Source organism: Polynucleobacter sp. AP-Jannik-300A-C4, assembly GCF_018688335.1.
Classification (GTDB): Bacteria; Pseudomonadota; Gammaproteobacteria; order Burkholderiales; family Burkholderiaceae; genus Polynucleobacter.
In genome coordinates this window covers 34,995-53,321 of sequence record NZ_CP061316.1, presented here as the reverse complement: position 1 = coordinate 53,321, position 18,327 = coordinate 34,995, and the positions used below count along the sequence as shown (strand labels likewise).

Genomic DNA, 18,327 nt, shown 5'->3' with positions numbered 1-18,327 from the left:
CCTTTTCTTTGCTGTGCGATTAGAAGCGGAAATGTGAGAAAGCTTTGTTAGCTTCTGCCATACGGTGAACTTCTTCACGCTTCTTCATTGCTCCGCCGCGACCTTCTGCAGCTTCTAATAATTCGTTGGCCAAACGTTGAGCCATTGATTTTTCACCGCGCTTTTTAGCGGCTTCGCGCACCCAGCGCATTGCCAAAGCAGAACGGCGTGATGGGCGAACTTCAACAGGAACCTGGTAGTTAGCGCCACCAACACGACGGCTCTTCACCTCAACCATTGGCTTAACGTTGCCCATAGCTGTGGAGAAAACTTCGAGTGGTTCTTTATTTGCTTTTTTCTCGATGTGATCAAAGGCACCGTAAACGATACGCTCTGCAACCGATTTCTTGCCGTCCAACATGAGGACGTTCATGAATTTTGCTACTTCTACATTGCCGAATTTTGGATCAGGCAAGATTTCCCGTTTGGGAACTTCACGACGACGTGGCATAACTACTCCTTCAGTTCAGTTAGGGGTGGCCCACATGGATCACCCGCTCCGGCCGTCCTACTATCTGGAGAAATCTCTAGACGGAACGGCCACTTACTTGTCTTTAAAGTCTGACAAACGAAGACTTACTACAAATACTGTAAGTTGCTATTAAGCAGCTTTCTTAGCGCGCTTAGCACCGTACTTGGAACGTGATTGCTTACGGTCTTTAACACCTTGCAAGTCAAGTGAGCCACGAACGATGTGGTAACGAACACCTGGCAAATCCTTTACACGACCACCACGGATCAACACTACTGAGTGTTCCTGGAGGTTATGGCCTTCACCACCAATGTATGAAATGACTTCAAAACCATTAGTTAAGCGAACTTTTGCTACTTTACGTAGCGCAGAGTTAGGCTTTTTAGGAGTGGTTGTGTACACACGTGTACATACACCACGGCGCTGCGGGCTGTTTTGCAGCGCAGGGCTCTTGCTTTTAACGGTCAGCCGTGTTCTTGGCTTACGTAATAATTGATTAATTGTTGGCATAAAATAGCTCGGTTAGTACTTCTTTGTTGCTTTCTTCAAGAAAATCAATGACTTAGAGAAATCCCAGGTCAAAACGACCCTCTTCTGAATCAGTAGAACTCAGCATTCTAGCCTGGCCAGCCCTTTCCGTCAACCTCAAGGGAAAAAACTGGCCATTTCTGGCCAGGAATACCAAATTAGCTTGGATCAGCCTCCCCAGCAGGAGCAATCACTTCAGCCTCTATTTCTACAGGCATATCAGCCATTGCTTCCTCTTCGGCGGCAATCATTTGAGCGCGATCACGCTCGAATTGCTCTCTGACCTTGCGTGCACGGCGGTAAGACAAGCCGGTACCAGCAGGAATCAGGCGACCAATAATGACGTTTTCCTTGAGGCCACGGAGTGTATCGGTTTTGCCCATAATTGCGGCTTCGGTCAATACACGGGTGGTTTCTTGGAAAGAAGCCGCTGAAATGAAGCTGTCTGTCGACAAGGACGCCTTAGTAATACCAAGCAACACATTCTCGAACTGAGCTGGGCGCTTACCTTGAGCAATCACTGCATCGTTTGCGTCATACAACTTAGAACGCTCAACTTGCTCACCAGTGATGTAGGCAGTATCGCCACCATCAGTAATTTGCACGCGACGCAACATTTGACGCACGATGACTTCAATGTGCTTGTCATTAATCTTCACGCCTTGCAAACGGTAAACGTCTTGAACTTCGTCCACGATGTAGATTGCCAACTCCTCAATACCTCTGAGCGTCAAGATGTCATGCGGATCGGCAGGGCCTTCCACAATCATCTCGCCCTTGTTCACAACTTGACCGTCATGAACGAGAACTTGCTTCTCTTTAGGAATCAAGAATTCATTAGCTTCACCATCCATATCGGTAATCACTAAACGCTGCTTACCTTTAGTTTCTTTACCGAAGGAAACAGTTCCAGTGACTTTAGCCAATACAGCAGCATCTTTTGGTGAACGTGCCTCGAACAATTCAGCAACGCGTGGCAAACCACCGGTAATGTCGCGAGTCTTCTGTGATTCGATTGGAATACGTGCCAATACTTCACCAACTTCAACTTTTTGACCGTCTTTAACTGTGATCAAAGCGCCAACTTGCAAACCGATGTTCACTGGGTGATCTGTACCCGCAATCATCACTTCGCCGCCCTTGTCATCAACTAAGTTGATCATTGGACGAACACCTTTGCTAGCAGCACTACGACGCTTACCGTCAATCACCACCAAAGTAGAGAGGCCAGTTACTTCGTCAACCTGCTTAGCGACAGTAACGCCTTCTTCAACGTTGTCGAAGCGAGCAATACCAGCGTACTCAGAAATGATTGGACGTGTTAACGGATCCCATGTTGCCAAGCTTGCACCAGCCTTGACTGCTGCATCTTCTTTCAACAAGAGAGTTGCACCGTAAGGCACTTTATGACGCTCACGCTCACGACCGTTATCGTCAATGATCACAGCTTCGCCTGAACGTGAAATCACGATCTGCTCGCCCTTCGCGTTCTTAACAACACGCATCGTGCCGGAGAACTTCAAAGTACCGTTAGACTTCGCTTCAATATTGCTTGCAACCAATGCACGTGACGCCGCACCACCAATGTGGAAGGTACGCATAGTCAACTGTGTGCCTGGCTCACCGATGGACTGAGCAGCGATAACACCAACTGCCTCACCAACGTTCACCAAACCACCGCGACCTAAATCACGGCCGTAGCACTTAGCGCACAAGCCAAAGCGAGTTAAGCATGACAACACTGTGCGAACTTTAACTTCGTCGATACCCAAGGCAACGATTTGATCAACATGATCTTCGTCGAGCAATGTGTCGTTAGGAACGATGACCTCTTGTGTGTCAGGATGAACGATGTCACCGATACATACACGACCCAAAATACGGTCACGCAATGCTTCGATAATTTCGCCGCCCTCTACGAGAGCCTTCATCGTTACGCCAGAAGTTGCGCCGCAATCTTCTTCAATAACCACGAGGTCTTGAGTTACGTCGCATAAACGACGTGTCAAGTAACCAGAGTTCGCCGTCTTCAACGCTGTATCAGCCAGACCTTTACGAGCACCGTGGGTTGAGATGAAGTACTGCAACACGTTCAAACCTTCACGGAAGTTTGCAGTAATTGGGGTTTCAATAATGGAGCCATCAGGCTTCGCCATCAAACCACGCATACCAGCCAACTGACGAATCTGCGCTGCAGATCCACGCGCACCAGAATCTGCCATCATGTAGATGGAGTTGAAAGATTCTTGACGCACAGTTTTACCGTTACGGTCGAGTACGTCAACGTGTGACAACTCATCCATCATCGCTTTACCAACTTGGTCACCAGCGGCACCCCAAATATCAACCACGTTGTTATAACGCTCTTGATTGGTTACGAGACCTGACATGAACTGCTTGTCATATTCTTTAACCTTGGTAGAAGCTTCAGTGATGATGCGCTCTTTAGAGCTTGGGATCAGCATATCGTCGATTGCAACCGAGATACCGGCGTTAGTCGCTAAGCGGAAACCAGACTGCAAGAGGCGGTCAGCAAAAATAACTGTTTCACGAAGGCCGCACTTACGGAATGAAGTGTTGATCAAACGTGAGATTTCTTTTTTCTTCAGAGGCTTATTGATTTCCTCGAAAGACATGCCTTTAGGCAAAATTTCTGACAAGATTGCACGGCCAACTGAAGTTTGATAGATCTTGGTCTTTTCAGCAAAACGGGCATCGCCCTCTGCCTTTTTGTCCACAATCTCAAACTCAGTAATACGCACAGCAACGCGAGAAGCCAATTCAACTTGGCCAGCTTCGTATGCACGAATTACTTCAGTGATATTAGCGAAGACCATGCCTTCGCCTTTACCGTTGATCTTGTCACGAGTAGCGTAGTACAGACCCAACACCACGTCCTGCGAAGGAACGATAGATGGTTCGCCGTTAGCTGGGAACAATACGTTGTTCGAAGCCAACATCAATGTACGTGCTTCCATTTGCGCTTCAAGCGACAAAGGAACGTGAACCGCCATTTGGTCACCGTCAAAGTCGGCGTTAAATGCCGCGCAGACTAATGGGTGCAATTGGATCGCCTTGCCTTCAATCAGCATTGGCTCGAAAGCCTGAATACCAAGACGGTGCAATGTAGGCGCACGGTTCAACATGATTGGATGTTCACGAATCACTTCTTCGAGAATATCCCAAACGATTGGAGTCTGACTTTCAACTTCTTTCTTCGCAGCCTTAATAGTGGTTGCAATTCCCAAAGTCTCAAGCTTGTTGAAAATAAATGGCTTGAACAATTCCAAAGCCATCAATTTTGGTAAGCCGCACTGATGCAATTTCAATGTAGGGCCAACCACGATGACTGAACGACCTGAGTAGTCAACACGTTTACCCAACAAGTTTTGACGGAAACGACCGCTCTTACCTTTAATCATCTCAGCCAAGGACTTGAGAGGACGCTTGTTAGCGCCAGTCATAGCCTTACCGCGACGACCGTTGTCGAGCAATGAGTCAACCGCTTCTTGCAACATCCGTTTTTCGTTGCGAACGATGATCTCTGGTGCGCGCAACTCTAACAAACGCTTCAAACGGTTGTTACGGTTTATCACACGACGATAGAGGTCGTTCAAGTCTGAAGTAGCAAAGCGACCGCCATCCAATGGCACCAATGGGCGCAGTTCAGGTGGCAATACTGGTAATACTTCCATGATCATCCAGTCAGGCTTAATACCTGAAGTCTGGAACGCCTCGAGCACTTTTAAGCGCTTAGCGTATTTCTTGATCTTGGCATCACTACCAGTGGCTTTCAAGTCAGCGCGAATAGTCTCAACTTCACGATCGATATCAATCGAACGCAAGAGATCACGAATACCTTCAGCGCCCATGATGGCAGTAAATGCACCGTCACCATACTCTTCAGTCTTGGCAATGTACTCGTCCTCAGACATGATCTGACCACGCTTCATCGCGCCTTCAGGTGTCATGCCAGGATCAACTACTACATATGCTTCAAAGTAAAGAACGCGCTCGATATCACGCAATGTCATATCGAGAACCATACCCAAACGGGATGGCAATGACTTCAAGAACCAGATGTGCGCTACAGGGGCTGCCAACTCAATGTGGCCCATGCGCTCACGACGTACCTTAGCAAGCGTAACTTCAACGCCACACTTCTCACAGATAACGCCACGGAACTTTAAGCGCTTGTACTTGCCGCATAAGCACTCGTAGTCTTTAGTTGGCCCAAAAATCTTGGCGCAGAACAAACCATCACGCTCGGGCTTAAAAGTCCGGTAGTTGATGGTTTCTGGTTTGCGTACTTCACCAAAAGACCATGAGCGAATTTTCTCAGGGGATGCAAGACCAATCTTGATGACATCAAACTGCTCATCACCCTGCGTTTGCTTAAATAAATCGAGCAATGCTTTCATATCAGTTGCGCTCCATGTCAATGTCAATACCCAACGAGCGGATTTCTTTTACCAACACGTTGAAGGATTCGGGCATGCCAGCATCAATTGTGTGCTCGCCCTTGACGATGTTTTCGTATACCTTGGTACGGCCTGCGACGTCATCGGACTTCACTGTCAGCATTTCCTGCAAGACATATGAAGCACCGTATGCTTCGAGGGCCCAAACTTCCATCTCACCAAAGCGCTGACCACCAAACTGAGCTTTACCGCCCAGTGGCTGTTGGGTTACCAAAGAGTAAGGTCCGGTTGAACGTGCATGCATCTTGTCATCGACCAAATGGTGGAGTTTCAAGACGTGCATTACACCAACAGTTACAGGACGCTCAAACTGATCGCCAGTACGGCCGTCGCACAAAATCATTTGCTGACGTGAAGGCGTCATCTTCAATGAAGTAGCTACTTCATCTGGATAAGCCAACTCGAGCATGCGTCCGATTTCAGCTTCAGTTGCACCGTCAAACACTGGAGTAGCGAATGGCAAGCCTTGGCGTAAATTCTCAGCCAAAACAGTGATCTGCTCATCAGTAAAATTATCGATATCTTCGATACGACCGGTTTCGTTGTAAAGCTGCTTCATGAACTTACGGAGTTCAGCTTGTTTAGCTTGTTGACGAACCATCTCATCAATACGCTTACCAATACCTTGAGCCGCCCAACCTAAGTGGGTTTCCAAGATCTGACCTACGTTCATGCGAGAAGGAACACCCAATGGGTTCAAGACGATGTCAACAGGGCGTCCGTCAGCCATAAATGGCATGTCTTCTGCTGGTGCGATTTTAGAAACCACACCTTTGTTACCGTGACGACCGGCCATCTTGTCACCAGGCTGTAAGCGACGCTTAACTGCCAAGTACACCTTAACCATCTTCGTTACGCCAGGCTGCAAGTCATCGCCCTGGGTAAGCTTAGTGCGCTTCTCTTCAAAAGCTTCATCAAACTGCTTACGCTTCGCTTCGATAGAAGACTTGATTGCTTCAACTTGTGTAGCAACTTCATCATCTGCTGGACGAACATCGAACCAATGGTATTTATCTAAGCTGGCGAGGTATTCCTTGTCGATCTTAGTGCCTTTAGCTAACTTCTGAGGACCACCATTGGCAACTTTGCCAATCAACAGCTTTTCTAAACGCATGAAGGCATCGCCCTCAACAATACGCAACTGGTCGTTTAAGTCCAAACGATAGCGTTGTAATTCTTCTTGAATAATTGACTGCGCACGTGCATCGCGCTCAATGCCTTCACGAGTGAAGACTTGAACATCAATAACGGTACCGATCATTCCAGATGGAACGCGCAAAGAAGTATCTTTAACGTCAGACGCTTTTTCACCGAAGATCGCACGCAGTAACTTCTCTTCAGGAGTGAGAGTAGTCTCACCCTTCGGAGTTACCTTACCAACCAATACGTCACCAGCTTCAACTTCAGCACCGATGTAAACAATACCGCTCTCATCCAAACGGGAGAGTTGTGACTCAGCCAAGTTGGAGATATCACGTGTAATTTCTTCTGAACCAAGCTTGGTATCACGAGCAACAACCGACAACTCTTCAATATGAATAGAGGTGTAACGGTCGTCAGCAACAACTTTCTCGGAGATCAAGATTGAATCTTCGAAGTTGTAACCGTTCCATGGCATAAATGCCACAGTCATGTTTTGACCCAAAGCCAATTCACCCAAATCGGTAGATGCACCGTCAGCAACTACGTCGCCACGGGCTACACGATCACCAGCCTGAACGATTGGACGTTGGTTAATGTTGGTATTTTGGTTTGAACGGGTGTACTTGATGAGGTTATAAATATCCACACCAACTTCACCAGCTGCTGTCTCGTCATCGTTTACACGAATAACTACACGGTTTGCATCAACATAGTCAACGATTCCGCCGCGAGAAGCCAAAATCACTGTACCTGAGTCAACCGCAACAATACGCTCTAAACCGGTACCAACCAATGGCTTATCTGGACGCAAGCAAGGAACCGCTTGACGTTGCATATTCGCACCCATCAACGCACGGTTCGCATCGTCATGCTCCAAAAATGGAACCAATGAAGCAGCAGCAGAAACGATTTGACTAGGAGCAACGTCGATGAAATCGATACGCTCTGGGCTAACCATCATGGTCTCACCAGCTTGACGTGCTGAAACCAATTCGTCGGCTAACTTACCACTCTTGTCGATCGTAGCGTTTGCCTGGGCAATAACGTATTTCGCTTCTTCAATCGCAGAGAGGTAAACCACTTCATCGCTTACCTTGCTATTGGCAACTTTACGATATGGAGTCTCTAAAAAACCATGCTCATTCAAACGTGCAAACAACGCAAGTGAGTTGATCAGACCAATATTTGGTCCTTCTGGAGTTTCAATTGGGCAAACACGTCCGTAGTGGGTTGGATGTACGTCACGCACTTCGAAACCTGCGCGCTCACGTGTCAAACCACCAGGTCCCAATGCAGAGATACGACGCTTGTGCGTGATCTCTGACAATGGGTTTGTTTGGTCCATAAACTGGGATAACTGTGAAGAACCGAAGAACTCACGAATTGCTGAAGAGATTGGCTTGCTGTTAATCAAATCATGCGGCATGAGGTTTTCGGTTTCGGCCTGGCCGAGACGTTCTTTAACTGCACGCTCAACACGTGACAAACCTGCACGGAATTGATTCTCTGCCAACTCACCTACGCAACGTACACGACGATTACCTAAGTGGTCGATATCGTCGACTTCACCTTTACCGTTACGCAAGTCAACCAAAGACTTGATGGTGTCGAGGATGTCTTCATCCGACAAAACCATTTTGCCTTCCATCTCTGAACGACCGAGACGGCTATTCACCTTCATACGACCAACGCGAGATAAATCATAACTATCTTCGTTGTAGAACAAGCGCTGGAATAAAGCTTCAACAGCATCTTCTGTTGGAGGCTCGCCAGGACGCATCATGCGATAGATGGCAATACGAGCCGCCATTTGATCTGCAGTTTCATCAGTACGCAATGTCTGAGAAATGTACGCACCAGAATCCAAATCATTGGTGTAGATGGTTTCCAATTGCTTGATGCCTGCATCGCGTAATGTAGCCAACAACTCTTCAGTGATTTCATCATTCGCGTAAGCCAAGATCTCACCAGAGTCTGGATCAATGATGTTACGTGCAACTACGCGACCAACCAAGTAATCATCTGGAACAACGATGTTCTTTGTCTTAGCGGCTTCTAGCTCACGAATATGTTTTGCATTGATACGCTTGTCTTTTTGAATAACAACAACGCCATTCTTATCAAGCACATCAAAGTTAGCCAATTGACCACGCAAACGCTCAGGAACAAATTCCATTGATGCGCCATTTGCGCTTAATGAGAAATGATCAAAGTTGAAGAAGTTTGCAAGAATCTGTTCGTTGTTTAAGCCAATTGCTTTGAGCAAAATGGTGACTGGCATCTTACGACGGCGGTCAACGCGGAAATACAGAATATCTTTTGGATCAAACTCGAAATCGAGCCATGAACCACGGTAAGGAATGATGCGTGCTGAGAACAGCAATTTACCTGAGCTATGTGTCTTGCCCTTATCGTGTTCGAAGAACACGCCTGGGGAACGGTGCAACTGAGAAACGATGACGCGCTCAGTACCGTTGATCACAAAAGAGCCGTTATCTGTCATGAGTGGAATTTCACCCATGTAGACTTCGCTCTCTTTTACCTCTTTAACCTTAGTAGGAGCTTCGCGATCATAAATAATCAAGCGAACTTTTGCACGTAAGGCTGAGTGGTATGTGTAACCACGTTGTTGACATTCTTTAACGTCAAACGGTGGCTGTGACAACTGGTATGACACGTATTCCATACGTGCGTAGCCATTGTTGGACACAATTGGGAATGCTGATGTAAAGGCAGCCTGAAGTCCCTCTGTAAGGCGAGACATTGCCGGCTTATCAGCCTGTAAAAATTTAGCGTAGGATTCCAGCTGCGTTGCGATCAGGTATGGAACCTGATGATTATTTACTCGCTTAGCAAAGCTTTTACGGACTCGCTTGCGTTCGGTGAAGCTGTAGTTCATTTCATCTCCGAATTCAGCGACTGTACAAAGATTTGGCGATTGGCCACTACCAATCACTGGCGGACAACACTAAATCGAAAGATCCAGTGTCCGACCAAACTTGCATTCTGCAGTCGTATCAGAAGGCAAACCCGATTTCAATCAGAAATGAAATCGGGTTTGACCACTAATGGTCAAACCCAACAAGGCTAGCACCCCTTTTTGAGGGGCACTAACTGAGTTTGTATTACTTGAGTTCTGCTTTAGCGCCAGCTTCTTCAAGCTTCTTCTTAGCTTCTTCAGCTGTCTTCTTATCAACAGCTTCTTTGATTGGCTTTGGTGCACCATCAACTAAGTCTTTAGCTTCTTTCAAGCCAAGACCAGTGATTTCACGAACAGCCTTAATTACTGAAACTTTATTTGCACCAGCTTCGAGCAAGTTAACAGTAAATTCTGTTTGCTCTTCACCAGCAGCAGCTGCGCCACCACCAGCAGGACCAGCAACAGCCATTGCTGCAGCTGAAACACCAAACTTCTCTTCGAACGCCTTAACCAAGTCGTTCAAATCCATTACGGACATGCTACCTACTGCATCAATGATTTCTTCTTTGGTAATCGCCATTTTTAGCTCCTAATACTTAATAGTTAATCTGCGCTTATTCAGCAGCAGGGGTTTCGTTTGTTTCTGTTCCAGCTTCTGGTGCTGCGGCTGCAGGCTCAGCGGCTGCTTCTGGAGCGGCGGCTTCAGCAACTACTTCTGCTGTGGCTGCTGCTTCAACTGCAGGTGCTGCAACTGGAGCAGGTGCTCCGGCTGATTTTTGCGCTGCTACTGCGCCCAATACGCGAGCCATCGCAGATACTGGTGCCAACATCACACCTAACAACTGAGATAACAACTCGTCGCGGCTTGGAATTGTTGCGAGGGCTTTTACGCCTGCAACGTCTAACAATTTGCCGTTATATAAGCCAGCAGTAATGACTAGCTTGTCTTGAGTCTTAGCAAAGTTCTGCAATACTTTCGCCGAAGCAATTGGATCAGCAGAGATGCCATAGATCAAGGGGCCAACCATCGAATCAGCAAGAGGCTCAAACTGTGTGCCTTGTGCAGCACGGCGTGCCAATGTGTTCTTCAAAACGCGAAGATATACACCTTGGTCACGTGCGCTAGCACGTAGCTTTGTCAACTGCTCTACTGGAATACCACGGTATTCAGCGAGCACGACTGTTTGAGCTCCAGCCAATTGAGCGCCGACATCAGCAACAATCGCTTTTTTGTCTTGTACATTCAAAGGCACGGTTTAACTCCTAAAAAACCAACTGTTTCCAGTTGGGGTTACACACCAGCGTCTGATCATTTGTCACAAGGAAATCTTGTGAAATCTTTTCAGGGTCGCCATCTGCGCTGGCTATTACTTTCGTAACGATTAAGAATTAATTCTGAGTAAGCAAATAATTCACCAACGGTCTTTGATGTTCGACTCTCACCCTAAGAGCGGGAGTCGACCCAAAGTTCTTTTTGCTACAAGCTAATTACTGAGCAGCTTGTATCGATGCCTGGTCAACACGTACGCCTGCACCCATGGTGCTGCTTACGGCAACCTTCTTTAAATAAACGCCCTTAGATGCAGGTGGCTTAGCTTTGTTCAAAGCCTCAAGCAATGCGAGCAAGTTTGATTTCAATGCAGCAGGCTCGAATGAACGACGGCCAATGCTTGCGTGCACGATACCGGCTTTGTCCACACGGAATTGCACTTGACCTGCTTTTGCATTTTTAACTGCAGTCGCAACGTCAGGAGTAACAGTTCCCACTTTTGGATTCGGCATCAAACCACGTGGGCCCAATACTTGACCTAAAGTACCAACGATCTTCATTGTGTCTGGGGATGCGATCAAAATATCGAAATCGATTTTCCCGCCTTTAATTTGGTCAGCAAGGTCTTCCATGCCAACTATCTCAGCACCAGCAGCTTTAGCTTGTTCAGCTTTTTCGCCTTGTGCAAATACCGCTACACGAACATGCTTACCTGTACCAGCTGGGAGCACAACTGCGCCACGCACAACTTGGTCAGATTTCTTAGCATCAATACCCAACTGAACTGCAACGTCGATAGACTCATCAAACTTAGCAGTTGCACACTCTTTTACGAGGTTCAATGCATCTTCTAATGCATAAAACTTATTGCGATCTACTTTAGATTCGATTGCTTTTAAACGCTTAGATAACTTAGTCATGATTAGAGACCTTCCACTGTGATGCCCATTGAGCGGGCGCTACCAGCGATTGTTCTTACAGCAGCATCCATATCAGCAGCTGTCAAATCTGGCATTTTTGCTTTAGCAATTTCTTCTGCTTGAGCACGTGTAATTTTTCCTACCTTATCGGTATGCGGACGTGGTGATCCTTTTTCGATCTTTGCAGCCTTCTTAATCATGATGGTCGCTGGAGGAGTCTTCATAATGAAAGTGAAGCTCTTATCAGCGAAAGCTGTAATCACGACTGGAATTGGCAGGCCAGGTTCCATGCTCTGAGTTTGAGCATTAAACGCCTTACAGAATTCCATAATATTGAGGCCGCGTTGACCCAATGCTGGACCTACGGGAGGTGATGGATTTGCTTTACCTGCAGGGATCTGCAGCTTGATAAAGCCAATGATCTTCTTTGCCATTGATTGCTCCTAAAAGCGCGCCTAACCTCATTAGGAAAGACCGCTGTTGAGTAAACGCTTCACTAGTTTTTGGCTTTCTAGATCCGCTCCTCGGTTATTGCTAACCACTTGTACTGCTTTACTGCAAAACTGGACTAAGCCTTGTTTTTACATCTTTTCTACTTGGCCGAACTCCAGCTCAACTGGGGTACCGCGGCCAAAAATTGTAACAGAAACGCGCAATCTTGACTTCTCATAGTTGACTTCCTCAACGTTTCCGTTGAAGTCTGTAAACGGACCTTCTTTAACGCGAACCATCTCACCCACCTCAAAGAGGGTCTTCGGCTTAGGTTTATCAACCCCAGCCTGCATTTGATCCATGATTTTGGTCACTTCAGCGGTAGAAATCGGGCTTGGGCGGTTTCTTACACCACCAACGAAACCGGTCACTTTTGGCGTATTTTTCACCAAATGCCAGCTCTCGTCAGTCATTTCCATCTCAATTAGTACATAACCAGGGAAAAAGCGGCGCTCAGAAACTGACTTAGTGCCAGACTTAATCTCTACCACTTCTTCAGATGGAACCAAGATGCGTCCAAATTTCTCCGGCATTCCAGAGCGCGCAATACGCTCCTCAAGACCTCTTTTAACGCTTTTTTCCATGCCTGAATAGGCATGAATCACGTACCAGCGCATATTGCCGGTAGCTTGTGGATTATTTGAGACCAATTCAGTATCAATCATTTTTTACTCACTTCCAGCCTAGGAAGACTGAAAAAACTAGCCATTCAATTAATTTGTCTGCAATCCACAAAAACAGGGACATGATCACAACAAAGCCAAATACGACTAGAGTCATTTGAGTCGTCTCTTTGCGAGTCGGCCAAACAACCTTTTTTACCTCATACCAAGAATCTTTTGCGTAGGCGATAAAACGACGCCCATCTGCCGACATCGCCACAATCAAAACTGCAACAGCAATTCCGCCAAACAAAACAGCCAAACGAATCAACATCGATTGATCGGCCAGCGTGTAGTAAAGAACTAACGCTGCAACGACAAGTAAAGCAGCGAGTCCAGAGACCCAGCTGCTTTTTTCTTCAGTATGACTTGCTGTATGTTGAGACATATTACTTTCAGTTCAAATCGTGGCAGGGGCGGAGGGCATCGAACCCCCAACCTTTGGTTTTGGAGACCAACGCTCTGCCAATTGAGCTACACCCCTTTATTAAAACTATTAAGCCAAAATCTTTGCAACCACGCCGGCGCCAACAGTACGGCCACCTTCACGGATCGCAAAACGTAAACCTTCTTCCATCGCGATTGGAGCGATGAGTTTGACGGTAATAGTCACGTTATCACCAGGCATTACCATTTCTTTGTCTTTTGGCAACTCGATTGAACCAGTTACGTCCGTAGTACGGAAGTAAAACTGTGGACGATAGTTGTTAAAGAATGGAGTATGACGACCACCTTCATCTTTACCCAAGATGTAAACCTCGGCTGTAAAGTGAGTATGTGGGGTGATTGAACCTGGCTTAGCCAATACTTGGCCGCGCTCAACTTCTTCACGTTTTGTACCGCGTAACAAGATACCAACGTTATCGCCTGCTTGACCTTGGTCGAGCAATTTGCGGAACATTTCAACACCAGTACAAGTTGTCTTGAGTGTTGGCTTGATACCGATAATTTCAATCTCTTCACCAACTTTAACGATACCGCGCTCGATACGGCCTGTAACCACAGTACCGCGACCAGAGATAGAGAACACGTCCTCTACTGGCATCAAGAACGCACCGTCAACAGCACGCTCTGGAGTTGGGATGTAAGAGTCAAGCGCTTCGGCCAACTTCATGATGGCTTCTTTGCCCAATGGGCCTTCGTCGCCTTCAAGCGCTAACTTAGCAGAGCCTTGAACGATTGGTGTGTCATCACCTGGGAAGTCGTACTTAGATAAAAGCTCACGAACTTCCATTTCTACGAGCTCTAACAACTCAGCGTCATCCACCATGTCGCACTTGTTCAAGAACACGATGATGTATGGAACACCAACTTGGCGTGCCAAGAGGATGTGCTCACGAGTTTGTGGCATTGGGCCGTCAGCTGCAGAGCAAACCAAAATAGCGCCGTCCATCTGAGCAGCACCAGTAATCATGTTCTTAACGTAGTCAGCATGTCCTGGGCAATCCACGTGCGCGTAGTGACGATTCGCTGTCTCATACTCAACGTGTGCTGTATTAATCGTAATACCGCGTGCTTTTTCTTCTGGAGCAGCATCGATCTGATCGTATGCTTTTGCTTCGCCACCGAATGCTTTTGAAAGCACGGTTGCAATAGCTGCTGTCAATGTGGTTTTACCGTGGTCAACGTGACCGATTGTGCCAACGTTTACGTGCGGTTTTGTCCGCTCAAACTTTTCTTTTGCCATTTTTTTGTCTGCCCTTAGTTAACTCTTAAACCAACACACGAAATTTAAATTTTTTACTACGTAAGCCATGGTGCCCATGGGCAGGATCGAACTGCCGACCTCTCCCTTACCAAGGGAGTGCTCTACCACTGAGCCACATGGGCAAATACAAATACTGTTAATACTGGAGCGGGATAAGAGAATCGAACTCTTGACCGAAGATTGGAAATCTGCTGTTTTACCATTAAACTAATCCCGCACATCTGGTGGAGGGGGTAGGATTCGAACCTACGTAGGCATAGCCAACAGATTTACAGTCTGCCTCCTTTAGCCGCTCGGACACCCCTCCGCGAACCCAATATTCTGACTCCAAATGGAGTTTCTGTCAATCTCTAAAACCTCAAAACGCTTTGCACAAGTAAAAACGCCCAGACCTAAGAGGGTCTGGGCGTCGCATTGGTGCCCGGCAGTTACCTACTTTCACACGGGTAATCCGCACTATCATCGGCGTAAAGTCGTTTCACTGTCCTGTTCGGGATGGGAAGGAGTGGTTCCAACTTGCTATGGTCACCGGGCGTAGAGGGTCGAGCTGCTGATAAATCATCAACAACTCTATTTGAGTAAGCATGTAATAAGGATGCAGATTAAATCTGGCAAACATCCAACACAATAGTGCTGGTTATAGGATCAAGCCTAACGGGCAATTAGTATCAGTTAGCTTAACGCATTACTGCGCTTCCACACCTGACCTATCAACGTTGTGGTCTTCAACGACCCTTTATGTAGGTTAAACCTACGGGAGATCTCATCTTCAGGCAAGTTTCCCGCTTAGATGCTTTCAGCGGTTATCTCTTCCGTACATAGCTACCCTGCGATGCTTCTGGCGAAACAACAGGTACACCAGCGGTACGTCCACTCCGGTCCTCTCGTACTAGGAGCAGCCCCCGTCAAATCTCCAACGCCCATGGCAGATAGGGACCAAACTGTCTCACGACGTTTTAAACCCAGCTCACGTACCTCTTTAAATGGCGAACAGCCATACCCTTGGGACCGGCTACAGCCCCAGGATGAGATGAGCCGACATCGAGGTGCCAAACACCGCCGTCGATATGAACTCTTGGGCGGTATCAGCCTGTTATCCCCAGAGTACCTTTTATCCGTTGAGCGATGGCCCTTCCATACAGAACCACCGGATCACTATGACCTGCTTTCGCACCTGCTCGACTTGTCGGTCTCGCAGTTAAGCACGCTTTTGCCATTGCACTTTAGGTACGATGTCCGACCGTACCAAGCGTACCTTCGTACTCCTCCGTTACACTTTGGGAGGAGACCGCCCCAGTCAAACTGCCTACCATGCACTGTTCCCGACCCAGATAATGGGCCAAGGTTAGAACCTCAAACAAACCAGGGTGGTATTTCAAGGTTGGCTCCAGCGGAACTAGCATCCCGCTTTCAACGCCTCCCACCTATCCTACACAGACCGGTTCAAAGTCCAATGCAAAGCTACAGTAAAGGTTCATGGGGTCTTTCCGTCTAGCCACGGGTAGATTGCATCATCACAAACATTTCAACTTCGCTGAGTCTCAGGAGGAGACAGTGTGGCCATCGTTACGCCATTCGTGCAGGTCGGAACTTACCCGACAAGGAATTTCGCTACCTTAGGACCGTTATAGTTACGGCCGCCGTTTACTGGGACTTCAATCAAGAGCTTGCACCCCATCATTTAATCTTCCAGCACCGGGCAGGCGTCACACCCTATACGTCCACTTTCGTGTTTGCAGAGTGCTGTGTTTTTATTAAACAGTCGCAGCCACCTTTTTATTGCAACCCTTTCGTCCTCCCCTTGTACAGGGTCAAACTACCAGGGCGTACCTTATCCCGAAGTTACGGTACAAATTTGCCGAGTTCCTTCTCCTGAGTTCTCTCAAGCGCCTTAGAATACTCATCTCGCCCACCTGTGTCGGTTTGCGGTACGGTCTTGTTAGACTGAAGCTTAGAGGCTTTTCTTGGAACCACTTCCAATTGCTTCGCGAATAAATTCGCTCGTCTCACGCCCTTGAATTACGCTACCGGATTTACCTAATAGCCATCTCCAACGCAAGAACCGGGACTTCCAACACCCGGACAACTTTCCGCGATCCGTCCCCCCATCGCATCTAACAATGGTCAAGGAATATTAACCTTGTTCCCATCAGCTACGCATCTCTGCCTCGCCTTAGGGGCCGACTCACCCTGTTCCGATGAACGTTGAACAGGAAACCTTGGGCTTACGGCGAGGGGGCTTTTCACCCCCTTTATCGCTACTCATGTCAGCATTCGCACTTCTGATACCTCCAGCATCCTTTACAAGACACCTTCACAGGCTTACAGAACGCTCTCCTACCATCACATTACTGTGATCCGCAGCTTCGGTTATATGCTTAGCCCCGTTACATCTTCCGCGCAGGACGACTCGATCAGTGAGCTATTACGCTTTCTTTAAAGGATGGCTGCTTCTAAGCCAACCTCCTGACTGTTTTAGCCTTCCCACTTCGTTTCCCACTTAGCATATATTAGGGACCTTAGCTGGCGGTCTGGGTTGTTTCCCTCTTGACACCGGACGTTAGCACCCGATGTCTGTCTCCCGTGCTTGCACTTGTAGGTATTCGGAGTTTGCTATGGCGCAGTAATCCGCAATGGACCCCACTACCATGACAGTGCTCTACCCCCTACAGTGATACACGAGGCACTACCTAAATAGTTTTCGGAGAGAACCAGCTATTTCCAGTTTTGTTTAGCCTTTCACCCCTATCCACAGCTCATCCCCTAACTTTTCAACGTTAGTGGGTTCGGTCCTCCAGTACGTGTTACCGCACCTTCAACCTGGCCATGGATAGATCAACTGGTTTCGGGTCTACACCCAGCAACTAGCGCCCTATTCGGACTCGCTTTCGCTACGCCTTCCCTATTCGGTTAAGCTTGCTACTGAATGTAAGTCGCTGACCCATTATACAAAAGGTACGCAGTCACCCCTTACGAGGCTCCTACTGTTTGTATGCACACAATTTCAGGATCTATTTCACTCCCCTCCCGGGGTTCTTTTCGCCTTTCCCTCACGGTACTTGTTCACTATCGGTCGATTACGAGTATTTAGCCTTGGAGGATGGTCCCCCCATATTCAGACAGGATTTCACGTGTCCCGCCCTACTTGTCTCTAGCCTAGTACCACCCAATAATTTTCACATACGGGACTATCACCCTTTATTGTCGGACTTTCCATTCCGTTCTGTTAATTACTGAGCTATCACTAGAAGGCTGTTCCCATTTCGCTCGCCACTACTCTGGGAATCTCGGTTGATGTCTTTTCCTCTTGCTACTTAGATGTTTCAGTTCACAAGGTTCGCTTCTCATACCCTATGTATTCAGGTATGGATACCACAAAAGTGGTGGGTTTCCCCATTCAGAAATCCCCGGATCAAAGCTTATTTACCAGCTCCCCGGGGCTTATCGCAGGTTATAACGTCTTTCGTCGCCTGTAATCGCCAAGGCATCCATCATGTGCACTTATTCACTTGATCCTATAACGAGCACCATTGCTAGTACCTGTTACAGGTTTACTTCTACTTCTGACATGTTTGCCGTAATCCAAACTGTAAGTACTTTGTTAAGAACTTGGTAAAACTCGTTTGTATTACTGATTGATGATTCAATCTTTACCCTTATTACATTGTCAAATGTCCTCTCAAAGAAACATT

11 protein-coding genes, 4 tRNA genes and 2 rRNA genes are annotated in these 18,327 nt (G+C 47.3%); all 17 read right to left on the bottom strand.

The annotated features are described in order from the left end of the window. Nucleotides 1-19: 19 nt before the first annotated feature. Nucleotides 20-490: a 30S ribosomal protein S7 gene (rpsG, locus tag FD975_RS00280; protein WP_015420229.1), complete on the bottom strand. Its 471-nt coding sequence runs from the start codon at nucleotides 488-490 to the stop codon at nucleotides 20-22. 150 nt (nucleotides 491-640) lie between these two features. After that, nucleotides 641-1,021: a 30S ribosomal protein S12 gene (gene rpsL / locus FD975_RS00275; RefSeq protein ID WP_041484791.1), complete on the bottom strand. Its 381-nt coding sequence runs from the start codon at nucleotides 1,019-1,021 to the stop codon at nucleotides 641-643. A 176-nt stretch (nucleotides 1,022-1,197) separates the two neighbouring features. After that, entirely contained in the window at nucleotides 1,198-5,460 is a 4,263-nt protein-coding gene (rpoC, locus tag FD975_RS00270) for a DNA-directed RNA polymerase subunit beta' (protein WP_215303685.1), read from the bottom strand. A 1-nt stretch (nucleotide 5,461) separates the two neighbouring features. Further along, nucleotides 5,462-9,562 carry a DNA-directed RNA polymerase subunit beta gene (rpoB, locus tag FD975_RS00265; protein WP_215302344.1) on the bottom strand — a complete coding sequence of 1,367 codons (4,101 nt, stop codon included), beginning with the start codon at nucleotides 9,560-9,562 and terminating at the stop codon, nucleotides 5,462-5,464. A 226-nt stretch (nucleotides 9,563-9,788) separates the two neighbouring features. After that, nucleotides 9,789-10,163, bottom strand: coding sequence for a 50S ribosomal protein L7/L12 (gene rplL, locus FD975_RS00260; protein ID WP_114654227.1), 375 nt, complete (start codon nucleotides 10,161-10,163; stop codon nucleotides 9,789-9,791). Nucleotides 10,164-10,197: 34 nt separating this feature from the next. Then, nucleotides 10,198-10,836, bottom strand: a complete 639-nt coding sequence (gene rplJ, locus FD975_RS00255; RefSeq protein ID WP_215302343.1) for a 50S ribosomal protein L10 — start codon at nucleotides 10,834-10,836, stop codon at nucleotides 10,198-10,200. Nucleotides 10,837-11,071: 235 nt separating this feature from the next. Next, nucleotides 11,072-11,773, bottom strand: coding sequence for a 50S ribosomal protein L1 (rplA, locus tag FD975_RS00250; protein WP_015420223.1), 702 nt, complete (start codon nucleotides 11,771-11,773; stop codon nucleotides 11,072-11,074). Nucleotides 11,774-11,775: 2 nt separating this feature from the next. Then, nucleotides 11,776-12,207, bottom strand: coding sequence for a 50S ribosomal protein L11 (gene rplK / locus FD975_RS00245; RefSeq protein WP_011901890.1), 432 nt, complete (start codon nucleotides 12,205-12,207; stop codon nucleotides 11,776-11,778). Nucleotides 12,208-12,354: 147 nt separating this feature from the next. Then, on the bottom strand, nucleotides 12,355-12,930 hold the full coding sequence (gene nusG / locus FD975_RS00240) for a transcription termination/antitermination protein NusG (RefSeq protein ID WP_215302342.1): 576 nt from the start codon (nucleotides 12,928-12,930) through the stop codon (nucleotides 12,355-12,357). A 7-nt stretch (nucleotides 12,931-12,937) separates the two neighbouring features. After that, the gene (gene secE, locus FD975_RS00235; RefSeq protein WP_215302341.1) at nucleotides 12,938-13,315 is read right to left on the bottom strand and encodes a preprotein translocase subunit SecE; all 378 of its coding nucleotides are present in this window, start codon (nucleotides 13,313-13,315) and stop codon (nucleotides 12,938-12,940) included. A gap of 20 nt (nucleotides 13,316-13,335) precedes the next feature. Continuing rightward, nucleotides 13,336-13,411 (bottom strand) — tRNA-Trp (locus FD975_RS00230). A 12-nt stretch (nucleotides 13,412-13,423) separates the two neighbouring features. Continuing rightward, nucleotides 13,424-14,614, bottom strand: a complete 1,191-nt coding sequence (gene tuf / locus FD975_RS00225) for an elongation factor Tu (protein ID WP_215302340.1) — start codon at nucleotides 14,612-14,614, stop codon at nucleotides 13,424-13,426. Nucleotides 14,615-14,682: 68 nt separating this feature from the next. After that, a tRNA-Thr gene (locus FD975_RS00220) sits at nucleotides 14,683-14,757 on the bottom strand. A 21-nt stretch (nucleotides 14,758-14,778) separates the two neighbouring features. Next, nucleotides 14,779-14,852 (bottom strand) — tRNA-Gly (locus FD975_RS00215). A 5-nt stretch (nucleotides 14,853-14,857) separates the two neighbouring features. Then, nucleotides 14,858-14,942: transfer RNA gene (locus tag FD975_RS00210), tRNA-Tyr, on the bottom strand. A 112-nt stretch (nucleotides 14,943-15,054) separates the two neighbouring features. Then, nucleotides 15,055-15,168, bottom strand: a 5S ribosomal RNA gene (gene rrf / locus FD975_RS00205). A 108-nt stretch (nucleotides 15,169-15,276) separates the two neighbouring features. Continuing rightward, nucleotides 15,277-18,150 (bottom strand): 23S ribosomal RNA (locus FD975_RS00200). Between the last annotated feature and the right edge of the window lie 177 nt (nucleotides 18,151-18,327).

Coding starts and splice junctions, on each gene's coding strand:
- rplA (WP_015420223.1), bottom strand. CDS start 11,773: ATGACTAAGTTATCTAAGCGTTTAAAAGCAATCGAATCTAAAGTAGAT.
- rpsL (WP_041484791.1), bottom strand. CDS start 1,021: ATGCCAACAATTAATCAATTATTACGTAAGCCAAGAACACGGCTGACC.
- rpsG (WP_015420229.1), bottom strand. CDS start 490: ATGCCACGTCGTCGTGAAGTTCCCAAACGGGAAATCTTGCCTGATCCA.
- tuf (WP_215302340.1), bottom strand. CDS start 14,614: ATGGCAAAAGAAAAGTTTGAGCGGACAAAACCGCACGTAAACGTTGGC.
- secE (WP_215302341.1), bottom strand. CDS start 13,315: ATGTCTCAACATACAGCAAGTCATACTGAAGAAAAAAGCAGCTGGGTC.
- rplK (WP_011901890.1), bottom strand. CDS start 12,207: ATGGCAAAGAAGATCATTGGCTTTATCAAGCTGCAGATCCCTGCAGGT.
- rplL (WP_114654227.1), bottom strand. CDS start 10,163: ATGGCGATTACCAAAGAAGAAATCATTGATGCAGTAGGTAGCATGTCC.
- rpoC (WP_215303685.1), bottom strand. CDS start 5,460: ATGAAAGCATTGCTCGATTTATTTAAGCAAACGCAGGGTGATGAGCAG.
- rpoB (WP_215302344.1), bottom strand. CDS start 9,562: ATGAACTACAGCTTCACCGAACGCAAGCGAGTCCGTAAAAGCTTTGCT.
- nusG (WP_215302342.1), bottom strand. CDS start 12,930: ATGATTGATACTGAATTGGTCTCAAATAATCCACAAGCTACCGGCAAT.